The sequence below is a fragment of the Dactylosporangium sp. NPDC049140 genome, from assembly GCF_040648435.1.
Map to the genome: position 1 here is coordinate 263234 of NZ_JBEZDS010000009.1, position 20886 is coordinate 284119.

The 20886-nt window shown below is 73.8% G+C and carries 17 protein-coding genes; 13 read left to right on the forward strand and 4 right to left on the reverse strand.

The features are described 5' to 3' along the window. Positions 1 to 259: 259 nt before the first annotated feature. Both AB0B76_RS18015 and AB0B76_RS18020 read right to left on the reverse strand, forming a co-directional pair. Positions 260 to 3445: a hypothetical protein gene (locus tag AB0B76_RS18015; RefSeq protein ID WP_360375954.1), complete on the reverse strand. Its 3186-nt coding sequence runs from the start codon at positions 3443 to 3445 to the stop codon at positions 260 to 262. An 89-nt stretch (positions 3446 to 3534) separates the two neighbouring features. Further along, positions 3535 to 6150, reverse strand: a complete 2616-nt coding sequence (locus tag AB0B76_RS18020; protein WP_360375957.1) for a CHAT domain-containing tetratricopeptide repeat protein — start codon at positions 6148 to 6150, stop codon at positions 3535 to 3537. A 167-nt stretch (positions 6151 to 6317) separates the two neighbouring features. Between AB0B76_RS18020 and AB0B76_RS18025 the strand changes: the two genes are divergently transcribed. The 10 genes from AB0B76_RS18025 to AB0B76_RS18070 all read left to right on the forward strand — a co-directional run bounded on the left by AB0B76_RS18025 (position 6318) and on the right by AB0B76_RS18070 (position 16799). After that, a complete protein-coding gene (locus tag AB0B76_RS18025) occupies positions 6318 to 7415 on the forward strand; it encodes a S8/S53 family peptidase (RefSeq protein WP_360375960.1) in 1098 nt (365 codons plus the stop codon). A gap of 177 nt (positions 7416 to 7592) precedes the next feature. Further along, the gene (locus tag AB0B76_RS18030; RefSeq protein ID WP_360375963.1) at positions 7593 to 9137 is read left to right on the forward strand and encodes a Na+/H+ antiporter; all 1545 of its coding nucleotides are present in this window, start codon (positions 7593 to 7595) and stop codon (positions 9135 to 9137) included. Positions 9138 to 9174: 37 nt separating this feature from the next. Then, on the forward strand, positions 9175 to 11358 hold the full coding sequence (locus AB0B76_RS18035; protein WP_360375966.1) for a protein kinase: 2184 nt from the start codon (positions 9175 to 9177) through the stop codon (positions 11356 to 11358). Positions 11359 to 11469: 111 nt separating this feature from the next. Further along, a complete protein-coding gene (locus AB0B76_RS18040) occupies positions 11470 to 11943 on the forward strand; it encodes a hypothetical protein (protein ID WP_360375969.1) in 474 nt (157 codons plus the stop codon). After that, the gene (locus AB0B76_RS18045) at positions 11940 to 12581 is read left to right on the forward strand and encodes a hypothetical protein (RefSeq protein ID WP_360375972.1); all 642 of its coding nucleotides are present in this window, start codon (positions 11940 to 11942) and stop codon (positions 12579 to 12581) included. The genes AB0B76_RS18040 and AB0B76_RS18045 overlap by 4 nt, the downstream gene beginning before the upstream one ends. A gap of 48 nt (positions 12582 to 12629) precedes the next feature. After that, positions 12630 to 13676 (forward strand): hypothetical protein, encoded by a 1047-nt coding sequence (locus AB0B76_RS18050; protein WP_360375975.1) that lies wholly within the window; start codon positions 12630 to 12632, stop codon positions 13674 to 13676. 13 nt (positions 13677 to 13689) lie between these two features. After that, positions 13690 to 14466 carry an ABC-2 family transporter protein gene (locus tag AB0B76_RS18055; RefSeq protein ID WP_360375977.1) on the forward strand — a complete coding sequence of 259 codons (777 nt, stop codon included), beginning with the start codon at positions 13690 to 13692 and terminating at the stop codon, positions 14464 to 14466. Between the two features lie 10 nt (positions 14467 to 14476). Next, the gene (locus AB0B76_RS18060; protein WP_360375980.1) at positions 14477 to 15256 is read left to right on the forward strand and encodes an ABC-2 family transporter protein; all 780 of its coding nucleotides are present in this window, start codon (positions 14477 to 14479) and stop codon (positions 15254 to 15256) included. Further along, on the forward strand, positions 15253 to 16170 hold the full coding sequence (locus AB0B76_RS18065) for an ATP-binding cassette domain-containing protein (RefSeq protein WP_360375982.1): 918 nt from the start codon (positions 15253 to 15255) through the stop codon (positions 16168 to 16170). Before AB0B76_RS18060 ends, AB0B76_RS18065 begins: the two co-directional genes overlap by 4 nt. After that, complete coding sequence (locus AB0B76_RS18070) at positions 16167 to 16799, forward strand: maleylpyruvate isomerase N-terminal domain-containing protein (RefSeq protein WP_360375985.1); 633 nt, start codon at positions 16167 to 16169, stop codon at positions 16797 to 16799. The genes AB0B76_RS18065 and AB0B76_RS18070 overlap by 4 nt, the downstream gene beginning before the upstream one ends. Before the next feature lie 3 nt (positions 16800 to 16802). Here the strand turns inward: AB0B76_RS18070 and AB0B76_RS18075 are convergent, their stop codons facing one another. Continuing rightward, complete coding sequence (locus tag AB0B76_RS18075) at positions 16803 to 17759, reverse strand: helix-turn-helix domain-containing protein (protein ID WP_360375987.1); 957 nt, start codon at positions 17757 to 17759, stop codon at positions 16803 to 16805. Between the two features lie 70 nt (positions 17760 to 17829). Here AB0B76_RS18075 and AB0B76_RS18080 point away from each other — a divergent pair, with 70 nt between their 5' ends. Then, positions 17830 to 18255, forward strand: coding sequence for a rhodanese-like domain-containing protein (locus tag AB0B76_RS18080; protein WP_360375990.1), 426 nt, complete (start codon positions 17830 to 17832; stop codon positions 18253 to 18255). Between the two features lie 3 nt (positions 18256 to 18258). Here AB0B76_RS18080 and AB0B76_RS18085 read toward each other — a convergent pair whose 3' ends face one another. Beyond that, positions 18259 to 19206, reverse strand: a complete 948-nt coding sequence (locus AB0B76_RS18085; protein ID WP_360375992.1) for a zinc-binding dehydrogenase — start codon at positions 19204 to 19206, stop codon at positions 18259 to 18261. Positions 19207 to 19289: 83 nt separating this feature from the next. Between AB0B76_RS18085 and AB0B76_RS18090 the strand changes: the two genes are divergently transcribed. Then, positions 19290 to 19739 carry a 2Fe-2S iron-sulfur cluster-binding protein gene (locus tag AB0B76_RS18090; RefSeq protein ID WP_360376083.1) on the forward strand — a complete coding sequence of 150 codons (450 nt, stop codon included), beginning with the start codon at positions 19290 to 19292 and terminating at the stop codon, positions 19737 to 19739. Next, a complete protein-coding gene (locus tag AB0B76_RS18095) occupies positions 19736 to 20713 on the forward strand; it encodes a xanthine dehydrogenase family protein subunit M (protein WP_360375994.1) in 978 nt (325 codons plus the stop codon). The genes AB0B76_RS18090 and AB0B76_RS18095 overlap by 4 nt, the downstream gene beginning before the upstream one ends. The last annotated feature ends 173 nt before the right edge of the window (positions 20714 to 20886 follow it).

Here is a 20886-nt window from a genome sequence, read left to right on the forward strand (position 1 = left end):
CGTGCTGTTTCAATCCCACGCGAACCGTCCCCGCCCGCCGCTGTTTCAGCCCCACGCGAACCGAACGGCCGCCGCCGACTCCGCCCCACGCGAACCGAACGGCCGCCGTTGACCGAGCCGCGCGCAACCCGAACGCCCGCGGACCGGCCAAGCCACGCGCGCGTTCGCGAACCGCTGCCGGCCTCGCGAAACGCGGACACGACCCCTCGGCCGCCGCCCAGCCCCGGGCACCGGCACCCGATGACAGCGCCGGGCGGGGTCAGAGGGCGTGGCGGGGGTTGTGGTCCTCGCGCGGGTCGTCCTCGTTGGCTCGCGGTAATCGGGACGGTAACGGGATCGCGGGGCGGCGGGACGGCAGGGCCGGGAGCGCCCCCCGCGGCGGTGCGTCGTCGGGCCGGTCGGGGTTTAGGCGCGAGTGCTTGCCGGATGTGCCCGCCAGCAGGGCCGGGCGCGGGCCGTCGGCGGTGTGGCGGGCGCGGCGGACCAGGGACAGCAGGGACGCGGCGCCGAGCAGGGCGGCGCCCAGCACCACGGCGGCCGAGGGCAGGTACGTCGGGATTCCCAGGTACACCGTGATGCCCAGAATCCGCGACAGGCCCCACGGCAGCAGCGCCATCTGGTCGTTCCAGATCGTCAGCGCGCGCTCCAGGCCCAGCACCGCCACCAGCCCGCCCAGCACCACCAGTGGCACGCCCAGGCCCGCCAGCACGACCGCCGTCGCCCGGCGGCGGGGCAGCGAGTACCGGTCGCGCAGCACGAGCGCGACGGCGACGAAGAGCCAGGCGAACGCGGCGAAGGCGACGCACACGTAGATCGAGCGGCGCACGGGGTCGGTCCAGAACGCGAACCAGTACCCGCCGGGGCCGCGCAGGATCATGGCGGCCAGCAGGATCACCGAGCGCAGCATCGCCACGCCGCCGATCGCGGCCCACAGGTGGAACGGGTCGCGGCGCCCGGCCACCACCCGGGCGGTCAGGGCGAACAGCAGCCAGCCGCCGAGGGAGACCACGAGGTGCGCGGGCGCGGCGAACCAGGTGAACACCAGCCGCGACAGCACGAGCGCCGCGACCGGAACGGCGATCACGAGCAGCCGGTCGAGCCGGTTCGGCAGCGGCGAGAGGTCGGCCAGGCGCCACGGGCGGGTCGCACCGAGCCAGAGCGCGCGCATCCCGGTGGAGCGGCCGACGGCGCCGACGAGCAGGAGCAGCACGACGAGGCCGAGGAGGATGCGGGCCAGCACGGCCATGAGCGGGTCGCGGTCGGCCCGGGTCGCACCGATGTCGGCGGCGGTGAAGTTGTACGCCGGCAGGTCCACGTCCCCGCCGTAGCGCGCCACGTGCGCGTCGCGGGCCGTGCGGTACTGCCGCTCCGCCACCTGCCACGCCGAGCGCGCCGACGGCGAGCCGGTGTCGAGCCACTGCGCGTGCCGCAGGAACATCGTGCGGTAGGCGCCGAGCGTGCGGAACAGGTCGGTCTCGTACGCGAGGGTGTCGATGAGCTTCGCCCGCAGCGTGGCGTCGCGCCAGGTCGCCGGGTCGGTGGCGGCGATCGTCTCCTGCATCGAGGCGGCCAGGGCCACGGCGCGGTCGCCCTCGGCGATGGTCTGTTCGAGGCGGTCGCGGCTCACGGCGTAGATGCTGTCGAGCGCGGCCGAGTCGCCGGTGACGATGTCCCACTCGAAGATCCACATCATCGGCGGCGGCTCGAGGCCGAGCGCCTCGACCTTGTCGTCGGCGTAGGGGCCCAGGTAGAGGCCCTTGGTGACCGCCTCGCGGGACATGGACATCATGCGGCTGATCGCGGTGACGGTCGCCGGGTCGTCGGAGAAGGTCTGCCGGGCCCAGTCGGCGGTGATCTGGGCCGCCGGGGTGGCCGGGTCCCAGGCGAGCCGGCCGAGGGCGTAGGAGTTCAGGTCGTACAGCTGCCAGAACCCCGAGCGGAGCAGCAGCGTCATCGGCCCGGCGCGCAGTGGCCCGCCGTCCTGGGTCCAGGTCCACACCCCCTCGACGTGCGGGTTGGCGGCGAGGAAGCGCTGCAGGGCCTGCTGGTGCAGCCCGGTGAGGTCGTTGGGCAGCGAGCCGAACGCCTCGAACTCGCGCCGGGACTGGAACTCCACGATCCGCCGCTGCGCGCCGGTCTCCAGCGTCGAGTTGAACGGCAGGTGGCTGTAGAAGTCGCCGAGGGAGTACTTGGTCGACACGACCAGGTGCGAGTTGTCGAAGTCGCCGAGGACCTGCTCGTAGGCGGCCGGGTCGGTGTGCAGGTCGCCGACCGCGCCGACGCCGACGGTCCAGGTGCGGAAGATGATGTCGCGCCCGGCCTCGCCCGCGGCGCCGAGCAGCGTGTCGAGCATGGTGCGCACGGCCTGCGGGGTGGTGACCGCGATCTTGGAGCTGTAGTCCCAGCCGGGCTGCTTGTAGACGTCGCCGCCCTCGCCGACGCGGATCATGAGGCCGCTGACGAACGGCATGCGCTCGAAGAGCTCGGCCAGGCCCAGCGCGTACACCCGCCAGAAATGCGGATCCTCGACCTTGAGGCCGCCGTAGGTCTTTTCGAGGTACTGCTGCAGCGGGGGCGACACGGCGAGCATGTCGGTCAGCAGGTACACCTTCATGCCCATGTCGGCGGCGTAGCGGAACACGGGCGCGAAGGCGGCGGTGAGCGCGTCGGCGCGGGCGATGTGGGAGTCGGCGCCCGGGTAGACCGCGTGCCCGTCGCCGACCCGGCTGAACGCGATGTACTCCAGGAAGCCGGGCAGCACCACGGCGTTGTACCCCTGCGCGAGCGAGTGCTCGACGAACTGGTGGAACTGCCGGGAGATCCGCTCGACGGCGACCTGGTCGACCCACGGCGCGCCCGGCAGCAGCGCACCGCCGACGACGTCGGTGTTGAGCGAGTAGTCGGTGCCGGCGGCGAAGGCGGCGACGTCGGGCTCGCGGCCGACCGATCCGGCGTCGGTGAGCCGCAGCCCGAGGCGGGGCGTGACGATCTGGGCCTTCTGCCCGTCCGGCAGCGGCGGCTCGCCCGAGCGGATGCGGTCGGCGAGCGCGTAGAGGCCCGAGGCGGCGCCCGTGTCGTCGCCGCCCGTGATCGCCAACGGGTCGTCGATGCGGTAGGAGCCTGCGGGGATTGACTGATCAACGTGTACCGCCAAATCGGCCGGACCGTCGTCGACGATCACCGGCCGGACGGCACCGCGGGTCGCCAGGGCGTCGGCGACCGCGGCGGCGGCCAGGGTGAGCCGCGGCGAGGCGGGCAGCGAGATCGACGCGATCGCCACGGGTGCCGGCGCGGCCACATCGGCGACGGCGGGGCGCTCGACGGGGATCGCGGCCCGGTCGAAGCGCAGGCCGAGGGCGCCGCCGACCCCCCAGGCGACGAGCGCGCCCAGCACCAGCAGCGCCACCAGGGTGGCGAGCGGGATGCGAGCACGTCGTCGGGTCACGGGCGACATCGTAGGCCCGGGGTCCGACATTTTCCGAGGCTGATCATCGGGCCGTGGCTATATGTGCCAGCTCGGCTGCGCAGCCCTCGTCAGCCCGCCCCGAAGCAGACGAAGCTTTCGGCGCTGGCCCGGTCGCGCGGCCCCGCGGACGCCTGGGCGGCGGCGAGTGCGGCGGCCGGGCCGAGGCCCTTGGCGAGGTGGCCGTAGAAGGCGCACATGAGCTGGCGGGTGGCGCCGTCGTCGACCGGTCCGGTGGAGGCGATCACGGTGGCGGTACCCATGTTGAGCAGCGCCGCGACGAGTCCCATGAGCTCGTCGCCGGGGTGGACGTCGGCCAGGCCGGTGTCGCATCCGGACAGCACCAGCAGCGCGGGCGGGCGGCGCAGGGCGGTGAGGTCGTACACCGTGAGGGGCCCGTCGGCGAGCATGAGGAACGAGAAGAGCGGGTTGTCCACGCGGAACTCGCCGTGTGCGGCGATGTGCCCGACCGCGGCCCCGTCCAGCGCGGCGAGGGCGGGCTCGACCCGCGCCCGGTCGCCGGCGAGCACCGTCGCGCCCGGCCGGTCGGCGGCGATCTCGCGCACCTCGTCGGCCGCCTGCTCCGCCGAATGGGCCCCGACCAGCACGAGCTTGCCGTCCACAGTGGACATAGTTACGCGCCGCAGCCAAATCGTCGCGGAGGGTGCGACGGTCAGCGAGCGGCCGCGGAGGCGGGGTAGCATTCCCCACGGCAGCGCGTGGAGGGCACCGGTCGGCACCAGGACCAGCGGCCCGTCGCCGAGCAGATCGGCGAGCGGGCCCAGCAGGAGCCGGTCGAGAACCTCGGCGCGCCGCTCGAGTCGCTCGCCGCCCGCGGCGTGTCCCAGCACCTGGTTGCGCAGGGCGAACCTCAGCGACTCCAGCTCGGCTCGCACCGCATCGATCTCGCCAACAATGCGATGCGTGACCCTGCGCCCGCGCACGACGAGGGCATGCAGGCGCCCGTCGATGTCCAGCAGCTCGACGAGCACCCGCTCCCCCAGCGCCGCCGCGAGTGCGGGGATCGACAACTCCACAGCGTTTGGTGAAGAACCGGGCGCCCGCCACGAGCGGCGGCGGATCTCGGCCTCCAGCACGCGCTGCCGGCGCAGCAGGCGGCTGGTGCGCTGCGGTCCCGTCGGCGCCGCGGCCAGCTCGCCGTTGATCCGCCGCAGCTCGATCAGGTGCCGGGCGACGACCGGGTCGGTGGACGGGTGCGTCGGGGGCAGGGAGAGGGCGGCGGCGCGGCACCGCTGGGCCCAGGCCAGGGCGGCGGCCGGTCCGCCGTGGACCAGGGCGAGCCGCAGCCGCAGGCCGGCCAGGGCCACGGTCTCCGCGCTGCCGCGCACGCGCAGCTCGGTGGCGCCGAGACTGGCCCGGTACGCGTCGGCCTGCCGCAGCCCCGAGGTGGCCGCCCGCACCGACTCCGCGACGGCCCCGGAGGCGAGCTCGACCCGGGCGCGGATGTGCCACCAGCGCACGCGCAGCGGGGCCGGGCCGAGCTTGGCCGCGCCGCCCGCCTCGGTGAGCAGCTCGCGGGCGGTGTAGAGCTCGCCGAGGTCGACCGCGAGCTGGGCGGCGTCGAGCAGCGCGTCCCAGCCGGGCTGCACCCAGCCGGCCTCGAGCAGGTGCCCCGCGACCGAGCGCAGGTCACGCAGGGTGCCGCGGTTGGCCTTGCCGAGGGCGACGACGGCGGCGAGTTCGGCGACCCGGGCCCGGGCGCTCCACACCGTGCGCCCCTGGCGCTGGAACACCCGGCGCGCGGCCGCGGCGGCCTCCTTCGACTCGGCCGGGGTGCCGGCGGCGAGGCCGTGCCGGGCGAGCGTGAGGTGGGCCAGGCCGAGCACCGAGTCGAGGTGGCCGTCGGTGCAGGCGTCGATGGCGGCGCGGATGGAGGTCTCGGCCTCGGGCAGGAGCCGGACCGACAGCAGCAGGTCGGCCCGGTCGAGCAGGCCGACGGCGGCGACGCCGGTGCTCCACAGCCGGTCGTGGGCACGGTCATAGCGGGCCAGGGCGGTGGGCACGTCGCCGGCCTGGGCCGCGACGAAGCCCAGGTTGTGCTCGACCTGGGCGGCGGCGGTGGCCATGCCGAGCCGGTTGTAGAGCGCCTGGGCGGCCCGCAGGTCGTTCTCGGCCTGTTTGAGGTTGCCGCGGTACCCGTGCAGCACGCCCCGGTTGGTCAGGGTGCGCGCCTCCCACACCTGGTCGCCCGACTCACGGAAGGCACGCAGGGCGCTGCGGTACAGCTCCATGGCCTGCCGGTCGAAGCCGAGGCGGCGCAGGATCAGCGCGCGCTGCATGATCGCCCGGGCCCGCCGGTGGCCGTTGAGCTCGGCCACGGCGCGGTCGATCTCCTTGAGCGCCGCGCTCGGCCGGCCGAGGTCGTCGAGGATCAGCGCGTGGCTCATCCTCGCCTCGGCCTCGTGCACCCGCAGGCCGTGACGGCGGGCCACGCTCATCGAGGCCTTGAGGTGGGTCGCCGCGGCGGCGGCGTCGTGCTGGGCCTGCGCGACCAGGCCGAGGGCGCGCAGGGCCACCGCCTGGCGGCCCGGGTCGGCGTCGCGCTTGGCGTCGTCGAGCGCCGCCTCGGCGAGGTGCTTGGCCTTGCCGGGATCGGCCATGACAATCGGGAGCAGCCGCTGCGCCAGAGCTTCGTCGGCGGAGGGGAGCACGGACGCTGCCGTCATGGTTGCATCCTGCCAAAGGCTCCGATGTGTATCACGGAGCCCGGAGCGCGACTCATGTCACCGGCCTCATTGTTGATCTGTTTTGGGGAGCATTCATGTCCGTACCAAACGATCGTCTTCGGCGGTGGGAGCAGGTCCGCACCGCACGCCTGTCCACCTTGCCGTGGTTGCGTACCGAAGTACAGTCCGGCCGGCCGGTGCGCTTCGTCGCCGACGAGATCCTGGTCTCCGAGCGCGGCGCCGGGATCGCGCACCGCACGCTCAACGGCCTGGGCCACCGGTCCGGTGACATCACCGAGGACGAGCCGCACGCCGGCCTGCGGCGGTTCACGGCCCGCGGCCTCGACGTCACCGCCGCGGTCCGGCAGCTGCGCGGCCAGCTCCCGGACGCCGTCGTCGGCCCGAACCACGTGTTCATGTCGACGCCGTACGAGCACGGCGGCCCGTTCGGCCCGCCCATGGCGGCCGACGCTCCCCCGTCCAAGCTCGCCCCTTCGGCCGGAGGTGCATCCTCCGTACGGGTCGTTGTCATGGACACCGGGGTGTACGTCGACAGCCCGCTCCTGGCCGGCTGCTACTCGGCCACACCGGAGAACATCGAGACCGTCCTCGACAGCGACGACAACGGCGAGCTCGACTCCGACGTGGGGCACGCGAACTTCATCGCCGGGGTCGTGGTGCAGGCGACCGACGCGGCCCAGATCCGCATCGTGAAGGTCCTCGACAGCTTCGGTGTGTGCACCGAGGCCGACCTGGCCACCGCGATCGGCGGGCTCACCGACGTCGACGTGCTCAACCTGTCGCTGGGCGGGTTCTCGTTCGGCGACCAGCCGCCGGCGATCCTCTCCGCGGCGCTCTCCACGTTCCTGTCGGGCACCGGGCGCGTCGTCGTCGCGGCGGCGGGCAACGACGGCATCCAGGACCGGCCGTTCTGGCCGGCGGCGTTCGCGGCGAGCGACTCGCCGTGGGCCTCGCAGGTGCTGGCGGTGGCGGCGCACGACGGCAACAGCGTGTGCGATTGGAGCAACCGCGGGTCGTGGGTCAGCCTCGTGGCGCCGGGCGCGGAGATCGTCAGCACCTTCATCCACCACCCGGGCTTCGCCTCGGGCTGGGCGGCGTGGAGCGGCACCTCGTTCGCGGCGCCGAAGGTGGTGGCGGCGGTGGTCGAGCGGGCGGCGGCGGCCGGGTCGGTGACGGCGGCCGCGGCGCAGGTCAAGGCCGAGGCCGGGCAGCAGCAGCTGGGCGGGTTCCCGGCGCTGCGCTGAACTGGGGGCCCATGGGGGGAGGGCGCTGCGGGCGGCGAACCGCAGCGCCCCGAATGAGAGCCGCACCGCCGGCGCGAGTCCGGGGTGCGGTAGGCGGGTTCGGGCGGGGCGTTGAAGAATGGGACGGCGATAACCCCCGCATGGAGGAGGCCCGCCCTGGGCGCGCTCGAAGTCGTCGTGGCACTCGGTGTCGCGCTGCTGCTGGCCGGCATGATCGCCCAGCGTGTGCGCGTGGCGCCGCCGGTGTTGTTGCTCGTCATGGGGGCCTTACTCGGGCTGGTGCCGGTGCTGTCCATGGTCCGGCTGCCGCCGGAGGCGGTGCTGCTGCTGTTCCTGCCGGCGCTGCTGTACTGGGAGAGCCTCACCACCTCGCTCCGCGAGATCTACAGCAACCTTCGCGTGATCGTGCTGCTCTCCACGGTGCTGGTGATCGCGACGGCGGGCGGGGTCGCGTACGTCGCGCATCTGCTCGGGGTGGCCTGGGGGCCGGCCTGGGTGCTGGGCGGGGCCATCGCGCCCACCGACGCGACCGCCGTGTCGGTGCTCGCGCGCGGGCTGCCCCGGCGCACGACCACGGTGCTGCGGGCCGAGAGCCTCGTCAACGACGGCACCGCACTGGTGATCTTCGGGCTCGCGTTGACCGTGACGGTCGACGGGGGTGAGCTGGCCGCGGGGCAGGTGGGGCTGCTGTTCCTGCTCGCGTACGCCGGTGGTGTGCTCGCCGGGTTCGTCACCGCCTGGCTGGCGATCCTCGCGCGGCGCGTGATCGGCGATGATCCGCTGCTGGCCAACACCGTCTCCGTCGTGACGCCGTTCGTGGCGTTCCTGCTGGCCGAGGTGGTGCATGCGTCGGGGGTACTCGCCGTGGTCGCCTGCGGCCTGGTGCTCAGCCAGACCGGGCCGCGTACCGTGACCGCCCGCACGCGGACCCAGGCGGTGGCGTTCTGGACGCTCACCACGTTCGTGCTCAACGGGGCGCTGTTCGTGCTCATCGGCATGCAGCTGCCGGACTCGGTGCGCGGGCTCACCGACGGCACCCTCGCGCACGCGGCGGTCGTGCTGGCGGCCGTCGGCGGCACCGTGGTCGGGCTGCGGTTCGTGTGGGGGTTCACGACGCCGTACCTCATTCGCGCCCTCGACCGCCGCCCCCAGCAGCGGTTGCGGCGGGTCGGCGCGCGGGCGCGGCTCGTCAACGCGTTCGCCGGCTTCCGCGGCGCGGTGTCACTGGCCGCGGCCCTGGCGGTGCCTTCCGCGGTGGCCGAGCGGGACCTGATCGTCTTCGTCACCTCGGGCGTCATCGTGCTGACCCTGCTGCTCGGGCTGTGTATGCCGGCCGTCGTACGCTGGGCGCGGCTGCCCGAGGACGACGGTCCGCGGCAGGAACTGCTGCTGGCCCAGACGACGGCGACCAGGGAGGCGCTGGACGCGCTGCCGGAGATCGGCACGCGGCTCGGGGCCGAGGAGCTGGTGGTGTCGCGGCTGCGGAAGGAGTACGAGCAGCATCTCGCCGGCTTGGACGAGGGCGACGAGGAGAGCGACCGCGTGGAGCGGATCGAGCACGAACAGTACACAACGATGAAGCTGGAACTGCTGGCGCACAAACGGGCGACGATCGTGCGGCTCCGGGATGAACGCCGGATCGACGACGTGGTGCTCAGGCAGTTGCAGGGCAGACTTGACATCGAAGAGGTTCGACTCACAGGCACCTATACGACAGAGTGAACCAACCGATTGTCCGACCTCCACACCGGGCACGGGCATGCTGAGATGTCCCTTTAGCGAGCTTGGGCGGGATCAGATCTTGAAGACGCTGGCGGACCGGTACCGGCTGGACTACGCGATCGGCGCGGGCGGCATGGGCATCGTGTGGCGCGCCCGTGACCTGCGGCGGCGGCAGATGGTGGCGATCAAGGAGGTGCGGCTGCCGGAGCTCATGACGACCGCCGAGCGCGACCGCGTCAACCGCGAGGCGCGCGCCGCCGGGCGGGTCGAGCACCCGGCGATCGTTCGGGTCCACGAGGTCGTGGTGACCGACGACGGGCCGTGGATCGTCATGGATCTCGTCGAGGGCCGCTCCCTGGGCGAGCGCGTCAGCACCGAGGGCCCGCTCCCGGCCGCCGAGGGCGCGGAGCTCGGCCTGGTCCTGCTCGACGCCCTGGCCGTCGCCCACGCCGCGGGTATCACGCACGGTGACGTGAAGCCGGCCAACGTACTGCTCCTGTCCGACGGCACCGCCCAGCTCACCGACTTCGCCGTCGCCGCCATGCTCGACCCGCACCTGCCGCTGAGCGACCCCGCCTTCGTGGCGCCCGAGCGGCGCCGCGCCGGCGAGGGTGGGCCCGAGGCCGATCTCTACTCGCTCGGGGCGACGCTCGCGCTCGCCTCCCCCGATGCCGCGCCGGAGACGGTGGCCGCTCTCATGAGCGAGGATCCGCGGGATCGGCCGTCGCTGGCGGCCGTGCGGGCGGCGCTGGCCGCCGTGGCTGGGCATCCGGCGGCGGAGCCGGGGACGAGTCCTGAAATTTCCGGACAATCGGGCGCGGCCGATCCCGAAGCGGGAGCGGGAGCGGCTGCGGCTGCACAAGGGCCGGCGGCCGCGGGCGGGGCGGTTGCGCAAGGGCCGACGACGGCGGCCGGGGCGGTTGCGCAAGGGCCGACGACGGCGGCCGAGGCGGTCGCGCAAGGGCCGGCGGCCGCGGCTGCACAAGGGTCGACGACCGTCGCCGGGGCGGACCAGAAGGCCGCAAGTCCAGGGGGCGCGACAACGATCGCGATGGCTCTGACCGGCGCGTCCGAAGGGCCTGGCAAGGCTGAGGGACCGGGGAAGGCTGATGGTGCCGCCGAGGCCGTGGGAGCCGGTGAGGCCACAGGACCTAGCGACGCTGCAGGACGCGGCGAGGCCACAGGACCTGGCGCGGCCGTCGGACCTGACACGGCCGTGGAAGCTGGCGCGGCCGTGGAGGCTGGCGTGGCCGTGGAAGCTGGCGCGGCCGTGGAAGGTGGCACGGCCGTCGGACCTGACACGGCCGTGGAAGCTGGCGCGGCCGTGGAAGGTGGCACGGCCGTCGGACCTGACACGGCCGTGGAAGCTGGCGCGGCCGTGGAGGCTGGCGTGGCCGTGGAAGGTGGCGCGGCCGTGGAAGCTGGCGCGGCCGTCGGACCTGGCGCAGCCTTCGGGTCCGGCGCGGCTGTCGGAGCCGGCGCGGCCTCCTCGCAGCGCGATGGTGGCGTGGACGTCACTCAGGAGCATGCCGTCGCCCAAGAGGCCGACGTCACGCAGGAACAGCCGCTCGTGGCCGGCCTCGCGGCGGAGCCGGAACCCGAGCCGCAGTTCGATCGTCCCGCTCCGCCCGGCATTCGCTCCGAGCTCAAGGTTGCCGCCCTCATCGGCGCCGGTGTTCTCGTGTTCCTCGTTGCCGTCGGGTTCTTTGTCGACGGTGGCGGGCCCGCCGGCACGCACCAGGCCGCGCAAGGGGCCCCCGCCAGCTCCGCCACCGACGCGGCCCTGGTGAACACGGAGCCGTCACCGTCCGACGAGGTGCCGTCACCCAGCGCCGCGCCCTCGTGGTCGTCGCCGGCGCCGACCACTCGGGCGCCGAAGACCAGTAAGCCGACCACCCAGTCGCCGAAGCCGCCGGTGGTGACGTCGGCGAAGATCGGGCTCAACCCGTTGACGTACAACGGGCCGTGCTCCAGCAACGGGCTCGACGTTCAGGTGACCGTGACGATCGCCACGAACCCGGCCGGGACGAAGGTGACGTACGCGACCACGGGCAAGCCCGCCAAGACCGTCACCGCGACCGACGGCACGTACACCGAGACCTATCGCGTACGGGTCGACAGCAGCCGAAAGTACTCGTTTCCGATGACCTTGACCGTGACCAGCCCCGGCACCGTGACGGACTCACTGACGTTCACCAACGCCTGCACCGGACCTAGATAACCTCTCACGTTCCATTAAGATGTTGCGCCGGACGACAACGCAACAACGTACGAGGTGCGTCTAGGGTAACGACCGCAGCACCGTGACCGTCACCTGCCGGAAGGTGGTCGAATGACCGACGACGACGCGACGCGCGACGGGCTGCCACGGTTTATTTACGGTGAGTACACCGGCGAGTTCAAGCTGCCACCGCCGCCCGAGGAGGACGACGCCGCCGGGCCCATGGATCGCAAGACCAAGATCCTGGTCGCCTGCGGGGCCCTGGCGCTGGTGCTGATCGTCGGGCTGGTCGCCGCGGCGCTGAGCACCGGTGGGGCCGAGCCCACGCCCGCGGCCGCGAACCCCGAGTCGTCGACGGCGAGCGTGGCGCCTTCCGGGGTACCGTCGCCGGCCGACGCTCCCCAGGCGACCCAGTCGTGGCCGCAGCTGACGTCCACCGACATCCCGGGCGGCAACGCGCCGACCTCGGGCAAGCCGGGGGCGACGAAGACGACCGCCAAGCCGCCGACGACGCAGACCACGAAGCCCGACACCAAGCCGACGACGCGCAAGCCGCCGCGGCCCACGCTCACGGGACACCAATGACCGAACCGCCCGGCTCAGCGGAGGACGGGTTATCGGGGGTACCTGACGGCTTTCCGGCGCCACCGGCGGAGGGCCTCTCGCGGCGCGGCGTCGTGCTGCTGGCCGGCGGCGGGATCGCGGTCGTGCTCGCCGTCGGCATCGCGCTGGTGGCGCTGGCCACCGGTGACGGGCCCCGGCCCCGGCCGCCCGCGGCGGTGCACGACACGCCCCAGCCGGTGGTACCCGAGGACTCGGTGACGCTCGGTCCGCCCGCGACCGCGCAGCGGACCACGGTCTCGGAGCGGCCGTCGGCGACCCGCTCCTCCGCCCGGCCGACCTCGGCGGCGCCGACCACGCCGAGCGGGCCGCGGGTGGTGACGGTGTCGGTGAGCGCCGACCCGGGCTCGTTCACCGCCTGCCGGGGCACGCTCGTCACGAAGATCACCGTGCGCATGACGCTGAGCCAGCCGGGGCTGCCCGTGCGGTACACCATCAACGAGTCGACGACCGTGCGCCGCACGGCCTCGGGGACCTCGTTCAGCGAGACGACGCAGGCCACCGTCGGGCGCACGGACGGCGTGCACCAGGTGCGCATCGCCGTGACGGAGCCGAGTACCGCGAGTGCCACGACGACGATCGAGGTCGACTGCGGTAAGTGACACACTCTACGATTGGTTACGATCGATGTACCCAACGTGAGGTGGGTCATGTTCGATGCGCGGAGCCTGCTCGTGTACTGCACGGCGAACCAGGCCCTGCGCTGCGCCCCGATCGCCGACCGGCCGCACGGCGGGCTGGTCGTCGCGCCGCACCAGGGCGATGAGCACGGCCTGCTCGAAACCGCCGCCTACCTGCTCGGCCGGGCCCGTTTCGGCGCGCCGCTGCTGCTGGACGCGGCCCGGTACGCCGGGCCCGACCGCATGCCGGCCCGCGCCCCGTTCAACCCGCGCTGGCTGCGCCGCCAGCGTGAGCTGGGCCTGCCCGTGCTCACCGACTCCGGGTACGTCGACGCCGGCGACGAGGCCGGCCTGGCCAGCATCCTGCACCGGGCGATGGCGATCCCCGACGCGATCGCGGTGCTGCCCCTGCACCCGGCGTGGCTGCGCGACCGCCTGCACCTGACCAGGCTCACCGGCCACCTCCGCGACGCCGCCGTGCCGGTCGCGCTGGTGCTGGAGGCGCGGGCCGACCCGTTCGCACTGCCGGGGTGCGTGCCCGGGCTGCTGGCGCTGCTCGGCGGCGCGACCCCGGTCATGCTGCTGCGCTGCGACCTGTCGTCGCTGGGCGCGCTGTGCCACGGCGCGGTCGCGGCGGCCGTCGGCACCGTCGCCGCGCTGCGCCACCTCGCGCCCCGGGAAACCGACAAGAACCATCCGCCGGCGACGATCTTCAAGCCCACGATGTCGTACCGCCGGATCAGCGCGATCCAGCGCGCCAAACGCACCCGTCCGGACCCGCGGCTGTGGTCCTGCGACTGCCCGGCCTGCGGCGGCCGGGAGCTCGACTGGATGGCCGCCCTCGACGAGCGCGCCCGCGAGGTCCCCGCGTTCGAGCACGCCGCGGCCGTGCTCTACGAGCTGCGCGACGAACTGCTCGGCGCGGGCCTGCCCCTGCCCCGGGCCGCGCGCAGCTGGGCCGCCCGGTGCGCCGACGCCGCCTCCCGCGAACGGGAGCTCGGCTGGGCGGTGACCCCGATGCTGCGCCAGTGGCAGGACACCGGCCCGAATCCGGTCGATATGCCGATGGCGAGCTGACACAATCCTGCCGGTGTACGCGACCCTCTTCGTGCTGGGCTTCCGCCGATGGTCCGCGTACGGCCTGGCCACCTTCGGGGCCGCGTTCACCAACTGCGTGTTCGGCCTGATCCGCTCGGCCGTGATGATCGCCGTGGTCGGCACCGCGGGCGGCACGCTCGCCGGCTACGACCGGGCCACCACCGCCACGTACGTGTGGCTGGGCCAGGCCCTCATCGGCCCGGTCATGCTGTTCACCTGGACCGAGCTGGCGCAGCGCATCCGCTCCGGGGACATCGCGGTGGACCTCGCCCGCCCGGTCGACCCGATGCTGTCCTACCTCGCCGCCGACCTCGGCCGGGCCGCGTTCTCGGTGCTGCCGCGGGGGATCCCGCCGCTGCTGGCCGGCCTCCTGATCACCGGGCTCACGCTGCCGCACACGGCGGCGCCCTACGCGCTCGGCGCGGTGAGCGTCGCGATCGCCTGCGCGCTGTCGTTCGCGTGCCGGTGGCTGGTGAACCTCAGCGCGTTCTGGCTGCTGGACCTGCGCGGGCCGATGACGCTGTACCTCGTGCTGTCCGGCGTGCTCTGCGGGCTCGTGGTGCCGGTGCGCTGGTTCCCGCACTGGCTGGCCGTGGTGGCCGCGGCGACACCGTTCCCCTCGCTGCTGCAGGCGCCGATCGACGTGCTCACGGGAAAGGCCGGGCTCTCGACGGTACTGACGCAGGCTCTTTGGCTTTTGGGGTTGCTCGGGCTCGGGCGCGCCGTCTTCGCCCTCGGCACGCGGAAGCTGGTGGTGCAGGGTGGTTAGCGGGCCCTACGTGACCCTGGCGCGGATGCACGTGCGGGCGCAGACGGTGTACCGCGGATCGTTCGCGATCGAACTGTTCGCGAGCGTCGGCGCGACCGTCAGCGGGCTGTGCGAGATGTACGTCGTCTTCGCCAACGTGCCCGCGCTCGGCGGCCTGACGTTCCGCGCGGCCCTGCTCGTCTTCGCGCTCGGGCACATCGCGATGAGCCTCGCCGACCTGTTCTTCGGCCACCTCGACGCGCTGCCCGGGTTTCTGCGCACCGGCACGCTCGACGCGTTCCTGCTGCGCCCGCTGCCGGTCCTCATGCAGCTCGTCACCGCTGAGCTGTCGCTGCGCCGGCTCGGGCGCACCGCGGCCGGCGCGGTCGTCGCGGCGCTGGTCCTGGCCCGGCTCGACATCCGGTGGACGGCCGCGAACGTGCTGCTCGTCGTGCTCACCGTGCTCTGCGGGGCGGCCATCTTCGCCGCCCTGTTCACCGCCGCGGCCGCGGTGCAGTTCTGGCTCGTCGAGGGCTCCGACGTCACCTCGTCGTTCGTCTACGGCGGGCAGTACGCGTCGCAGTTCCCGACCACGATCTACCCGGACCCGGTGCGGGTGCTGTTCACGTTCTTGGTGCCGACGGCGTTCGTGGCGTACCTGCCGGCGCTGACCCTGCTGCGCCTGTCGCCACCGCCCGGGTTCCCGGCCTGGGTCGGCTGGTGCGCGCCGGTGGCCGCGGCCGCGCTCTGGGGCGTGGCGCTGCTGGGCTGGCGATCCGGGCTGCGGCACTACACGGGGGCGGGATCATGATCATCGAGGTCACGGACCTGCGGCGGCACTTCGGCAAGGTGGTCGCCGTCGACGGGCTAACGTTCGGCATCGAACGAGGCGCCGCGGTCGGCTACATCGGGGCCAACGGCGCCGGCAAGTCCACCACCATCAAGATGCTCACCGGCATCCTGCGGCCCACGGCCGGCGCGGTGCGCACCTGCGGCCTGGAGCCGATGCGGCAGCGGCGCCGCCTGGCCCGGCGCATCGGCGTCGTCTTCGGCCAGCGCAGCCAGCTGTGGTGGGACCTGCCGCTGCGCGACTCGTACCGCGCGCTGGGCGCCATCCACCGCCTCGACCACCGCCCGCGCCTGGCCGAGCTCGCCGAGCGGCTCGACCTCACGTCCTTCCTGGACACTCCCGTGCGCAAGCTCTCGCTCGGCCAGCGCATCCGCGGCGAGGTGGCGGCCGCCCTGCTGCACTCCCCCGAGCTGCTCGTCCTCGACGAGCCGACGATCGGCCTCGACGTGCTGAGCAAGGAGCGGCTGCGCACGTTCCTCATCGAGCAGCGCGCCCTCGGTACCACCCTGCTGCTGGCCACGCACGACATGGGCGACGTGCGCCGGCTGACCGACCGCCTGCTCGTCGTGGACCGCGGGCGGCTCGCCTTCGACGGCACCCTCGACGCGCTGGCCCGGCAGGTCGGCGCCGAGCGCATCCTGGTGCTGGACCTGGCCGAGCCGGCGCCGCCGCTGTCCGCGGTGCCGGGGACGCGGCTGGTGGGCGTGGAGGCGGGCGGGCTGCGGCAGCGGCTGTCGTTCGCGCCGGGCACGACGACGGTGGCCGCGATCCTCGCCTCGGTGGCCGGGACGGCCCAGCTGCACGACCTCACGATCGAGGAGCCCGACATCGAGGGCGTTGTGCGGCACCTGTATTTGCTAGCGTCGGAAGGGTGACGATGAACGGCGCCGACGTACTCCGCTCCGTGTCCCTGGTGCGTGCGGCCTTCGCCGACGTGCCCGACGACGGCTGGGGGCGCCCCGCCGGCACACTTTCCTGGACGTGCTGGGAGACCGTCGAGCACACGGCGGACGACCTGTTCGCCTACGCCGGGCAGATCGCCGCCGCCGACAGCCCCCGGGAGTCCTACCTGCCGGTCGTGTGGCGCTCGCTGCGCGACAGCGGCCCGGCGAGCACCATCTTCGTCGAGGCCACGGGCGGCACCCTCGGCCTGATGCGCGTCCTGGAGGCGTGCGGCGGCATGCTCGCCGGGGTGGTGGACGCCGCTCCGGCCTCGCGCCGGGGCTGGCACCCGTACGGCGTCAGCGATCCCGAGGGCTTCGCCGCCATGGGCGTGGTGGAGGTGCTCGTGCACGCGTGGGACATCGCCGACACCGTGGAGCGCCCGTGGGCGCCGCCGGCCGACCTGTGCCGCAAGGTGCTCGACCGGCTCTTCGTCGACTTGCCGGCGCACGACGACCCGTGGCTGGTGCTGCTGTGGGCGACGGGCCGCGCCGAGCTGCCCGGGCATGAGCCGCGGACGTCGTGGCAGTGGGACGGCCGGCCGTTGGCCGAGCGCGCCTAGGGTCTAGTCGCGGGCCCGGAAGGCCTGGCGGTACGCGGACGGCGAGGTCCGCATCGCGTTCGTGAAGTGGTGGCGGTACGTCACCGTGGCGTCGAAGCCGACGGCCGCCGCCACCTGCTCGATCGGGGCGTCGGTCGTCTCCAGCAGGGGCAGGCTCGCCTGGACGCGCTGGCGCAGCAGCCAGCGGATCGGGCTCGTGCCGGTCGCGCGCGTGAAGTGCCGCAAGTACGTCCGCGGTGACATGTGCGCCTGGCGCGCCAGGTCCGCCAGGGTCAGCGGCTCGCGCAGGCGGGCCAGGGCCCACGCGAGGCTCGCCGCGATCCGGTCGTCCTCGGCGTCGGCGGGCATCGGGGCCTCGATGAACTGGGCCTGGCCGCCGTCGCGGTGGGGCTGGACGACAAGCCGCCGGGCCACCGCGTTCGCGACCGCGGCGCCGTGGTCGGTGCGCACCACGTGCAGGCACAGGTCGAGCCCGGCCGCGCTGCCGGCGCTGGTCCACACGTCGCCTTCGGCGATGTACAGCACGTCGGGGTCCAGGTCGAGGTGCGGGTACCGGGCGCGGAACACGTCGGCGTAGCGCCAGTGGGTCGTGGCGCGGCGGCCGTCGAGCAGGCCCGCGGCGGCCAGGGCGAACGCGCCCGAGCAGATCGACAGGATGCGCGCGCCGCGGGCGTGGGCCGCGCGCAGGGCCGCCAGGACGTCCGGGGCCGGGTCGGCGCGGACGCTCTCGACGCCGGGGACGATCACCGTGTCGGCCGTAGCGAGGAAGTCCAGGCCGGCGGCCGGGTGCAGGGTGGCGCCGCCCAGGACCGGCACGGGGGCCGGGGCCGGGGCGCAGATCGTCAGGCGGTACCACGGGACGTCGAGTTCGGGCCGCGGAAGACCGAAGATCTCCGTCACGATGCCCGTCTCGAACAGGGACATCCCGGAGTAGGCGAGGACGGCGACGCTCGGGCGCATGACGAGATCTTAGCGATGGGGGGCGTTTTCGCCACTGTCGGCGGCGGCGCGCAGGCCTCAGGCTTCTCCCATGAGCGAAGCGATCGAGCACTTCAGCCGCCGGTTGCGGTTCGAGACCGATGTCAGCGACGTGCACTCGGCGCTGTCGGCCGGGGCCGCGAACCTTGTCGTCGTCGACTCCCGCGGGCACCAGGCCTGGGCGCAGGGGCACCTCCCCGGGGCCGTGCACCTGCCCACCGCGGACATCGCCGTCCGCGCGGGCGAGGTCGTGCCGCGCGACGCCGAGGTCGTCACGTACTGCTGGGGGCCCGGGTGCAACGGGGCCACCCGGGCGGCGCTGGAGTTCGCGCGGCTGGGGTACCGGGTCCGCGAGATGATCGGCGGATTCGAGTACTGGGTGCGCGAGGGGCTCGAGTTCGAGACCTCGCAGGGCACGGAGCGGCGGCCCGCCGACGAGCTCACCGCCCCGCGCTGGGCCGTGTCCTGCGACTGCTGAGAGCTACGGCACGAGCAGGGTCTTGCCGATCGCCGTGCGCTCCTCGATCGCGCGGTGGGCGGACGGGGCGTCCGCCAGCGGGTACACCTGACCGATCAAAGGCTCGAAGCGCTTCGCGGCCACCGCCTGCACCGCCTCCGACAGCAGCGCCCGGCGGCGGACCGGGGACAGTTGCACGGCCTCGATGCCCGTCGTCGTGACGTCGTGGGCGCCGGCGGGCCCGGTGGCGAAGCCGCCCGCGGGCATGCCGTGGCCCGAGAAGCGGCCGCCGGGGCGCACCAGGCCGAACGCGGCGCGGCCGTACGAGCCGCCCGCGCCGTCCAGGACCGTGTCGACCGGGGCCACGGAACGGGTCCAGTCCGGTGCCGAGTAGTCCACGACCTGCTCGGCGCCCAGCGCGCGCAGCCGGGAGAGCTTGGCCTCGCCGCGTGCGGCGGCGATCACCGTCGCGCCCGCGGCCGCGATCAGCTGGACCAGGATGGCGCCCATGCCGCCGGCGGCCGCGGTGATCAGGACGCGGTCGCCCGGGCCGACCGGCGCGATGCCCAGCACGGCCAGGGCGGTCACCCCGTCGTGGAGCACGGCCGCGGCGTCGCGGTCCGCGACCGCGTCCGGCACGGGGACCAGGGCGTCCGCGGCGGCCAGGGCCTCGGTCGCGTAGCCGCCGCCCGCGTGGCCGACGGAGGCGACCACCCGGCGGCCGATCCACTGTGGATCGACGCCGCCGCCGACGGTGGTCACGGTGCCGGCCACGCCCACCCCCGGGCGGTACGGGAGGTCCACCGGGAAGAACGGGTCGCCGCGGCCGGCGCGGACCATCGTCTCCAGCCACAGGGTGTCGGCGGCCGCGACCGCGATCCGCACCTGGCCGGGGCCGGGGACCGGGGCCGGGGCATCGACCAGGACGAGCTCTTCGGGACCGCCGAAGCGGGCCACCTCGATCACACGCATGAAATTACCCTCGGACCTGAAGCATGGTTCATGTCAAGGCGGGTAGCGACAGCGCCGTGAGCAGGACGGATACCGAGAGCGACATCACGCTGCAGGTCAATGGGCTCGAGCACCAGCTGCGGCTGGACAACCGGACGACGCTGCTGGACACGCTGCGCGAGCACCTCGAACTCACGGGGGCGAAGAAGGGCTGCGACCAAGGGCAGTGCGGGGCCTGCACGGTCCTGCTGGACGGGCGCCGGGTGGTCAGCTGTCTGATCCTCGCCTGCTCGGCCGACGGCAAGGCGGTCACGACCGTGGAGGGCCTCAGCGCCGGGCAAGGGCTGCACCCGATCCAGGAGGCGTTCATCGCGCACGACGCGCTCCAGTGCGGGTTCTGCACGCCGGGGCAGATCTGCTCCGCGGTCGGGCTCACCTCGGAGGAGACCGAGTCGCCGGCGGCGATCCGCGAGGCGATGAGCGGCAACATCTGCCGGTGCGGCGCGTACACGCACATCACGGACGCCGTCTACGAAGTGGCGGGGGCGCTGTGAAACCGTTCCGGTACGAACTGGCCGAGAACGCCGAGGGCGCTGTCGCCACGATGGTCCGCCCGGGCGCGGCGTACCTGGCCGGCGGCACGAACCTCGTCGACCTCATGAAGCTCGGGGTCACCGCGCCCGACCTCATCGTGGACGTCAGCGACCTGCCGTACCGCGAGGTGGAGACCTTCGAGGGCGGCGGCCTGCGCATCGGCGCGCTGGTGACAAACAGCGAGCTGGCCACGCATCCGGTGATCCGGACCAAATACCCGGCCGTGTCCGAGGCGCTGCTCGCGGGCGCGTCGGGGCAGCTGCGCAACCGCGCGACCGTCGGCGGCAACCTGCTGCAGCGCACCCGGTGCCGGTACTTCCAGGACCTCACGAAGGCGTGCAACAAACGCATCCCGGGCGCCGGCTGCGACGCCCGCGACGGCGAGCACCACGACCTGGCGATCCTGGGCGCGTCGCCGCAGTGCATCGCGACGAACCCGTCCGACCTGGCGGTGGCGCTGGCCATGGTGGACGCCTCCGTGCAGTACATCGGGCCCCACGGCCCCGCCGCGATCAGCGTGCACGACCTGTTCCGCCGGCCCGGTGACCGGCCGGACCGGGACACGAACCTGCCGCCCGGATCGCTCATCACCGCCGTCGTGCTCCCGGACTGCGCCATGGCCGCCGGCTCGCGGTACCGCAAGGTCCGCGACCGCGCCTCGTTCGCCTTCGCCGCGGGCTCGGTCGCGGCCGCCCTGGACGTGCGCGATGGGGTCGTGCACGACGTCCGGCTGGCCTGGGGCGCGGTCGCCCACCTGCCGTGGCGCGCCTGGGCCGCGGAGCGGGCGCTGCGCGGGGCACCCGCGACGCCGGAGAGCTTCCAGCGGGCCGCCGAGGAGGAGCTGACCGCGGCGAAACCGCTGCGCGACAACGGGTACAAGGTGCCGCTCCTGCGCAACCTGACCGTCGGACTACTGCGGGAGATGACGCCGTGAGCGGTTCGGAGCGAAGCGGAGAGGCCGCTCACCATGCAACACAGCCACTGTCGCGGCGTCGCCGCAGCGAAGCGGAGGTGACGCCGTGAGCGGTTCGGAGCGAAGCGGAGAGGCCGCTCACCATGCAACACAGCCACTGTCGCGGCGTCGCCGCAGCGAAGCGGAGGTGACGC

Coding starts and splice junctions, on each gene's coding strand:
- AB0B76_RS18045 (WP_360375972.1), top strand. CDS start 11,940: ATGACCGAACCGCCCGGCTCAGCGGAGGACGGGTTATCGGGGGTACCT.
- AB0B76_RS18050 (WP_360375975.1), top strand. CDS start 12,630: ATGTTCGATGCGCGGAGCCTGCTCGTGTACTGCACGGCGAACCAGGCC.
- AB0B76_RS18085 (WP_360375992.1), bottom strand. CDS start 19,206: ATGCGTGTGATCGAGGTGGCCCGCTTCGGCGGTCCCGAAGAGCTCGTC.
- AB0B76_RS18040 (WP_360375969.1), top strand. CDS start 11,470: ATGACCGACGACGACGCGACGCGCGACGGGCTGCCACGGTTTATTTAC.
- AB0B76_RS18075 (WP_360375987.1), bottom strand. CDS start 17,759: ATGCGCCCGAGCGTCGCCGTCCTCGCCTACTCCGGGATGTCCCTGTTC.
- AB0B76_RS18080 (WP_360375990.1), top strand. CDS start 17,830: ATGAGCGAAGCGATCGAGCACTTCAGCCGCCGGTTGCGGTTCGAGACC.
- AB0B76_RS18020 (WP_360375957.1), bottom strand. CDS start 6,150: ATGACGGCAGCGTCCGTGCTCCCCTCCGCCGACGAAGCTCTGGCGCAG.
- AB0B76_RS18035 (WP_360375966.1), top strand. CDS start 9,175: ATGCTGAGATGTCCCTTTAGCGAGCTTGGGCGGGATCAGATCTTGAAG.
- AB0B76_RS18065 (WP_360375982.1), top strand. CDS start 15,253: ATGATCATCGAGGTCACGGACCTGCGGCGGCACTTCGGCAAGGTGGTC.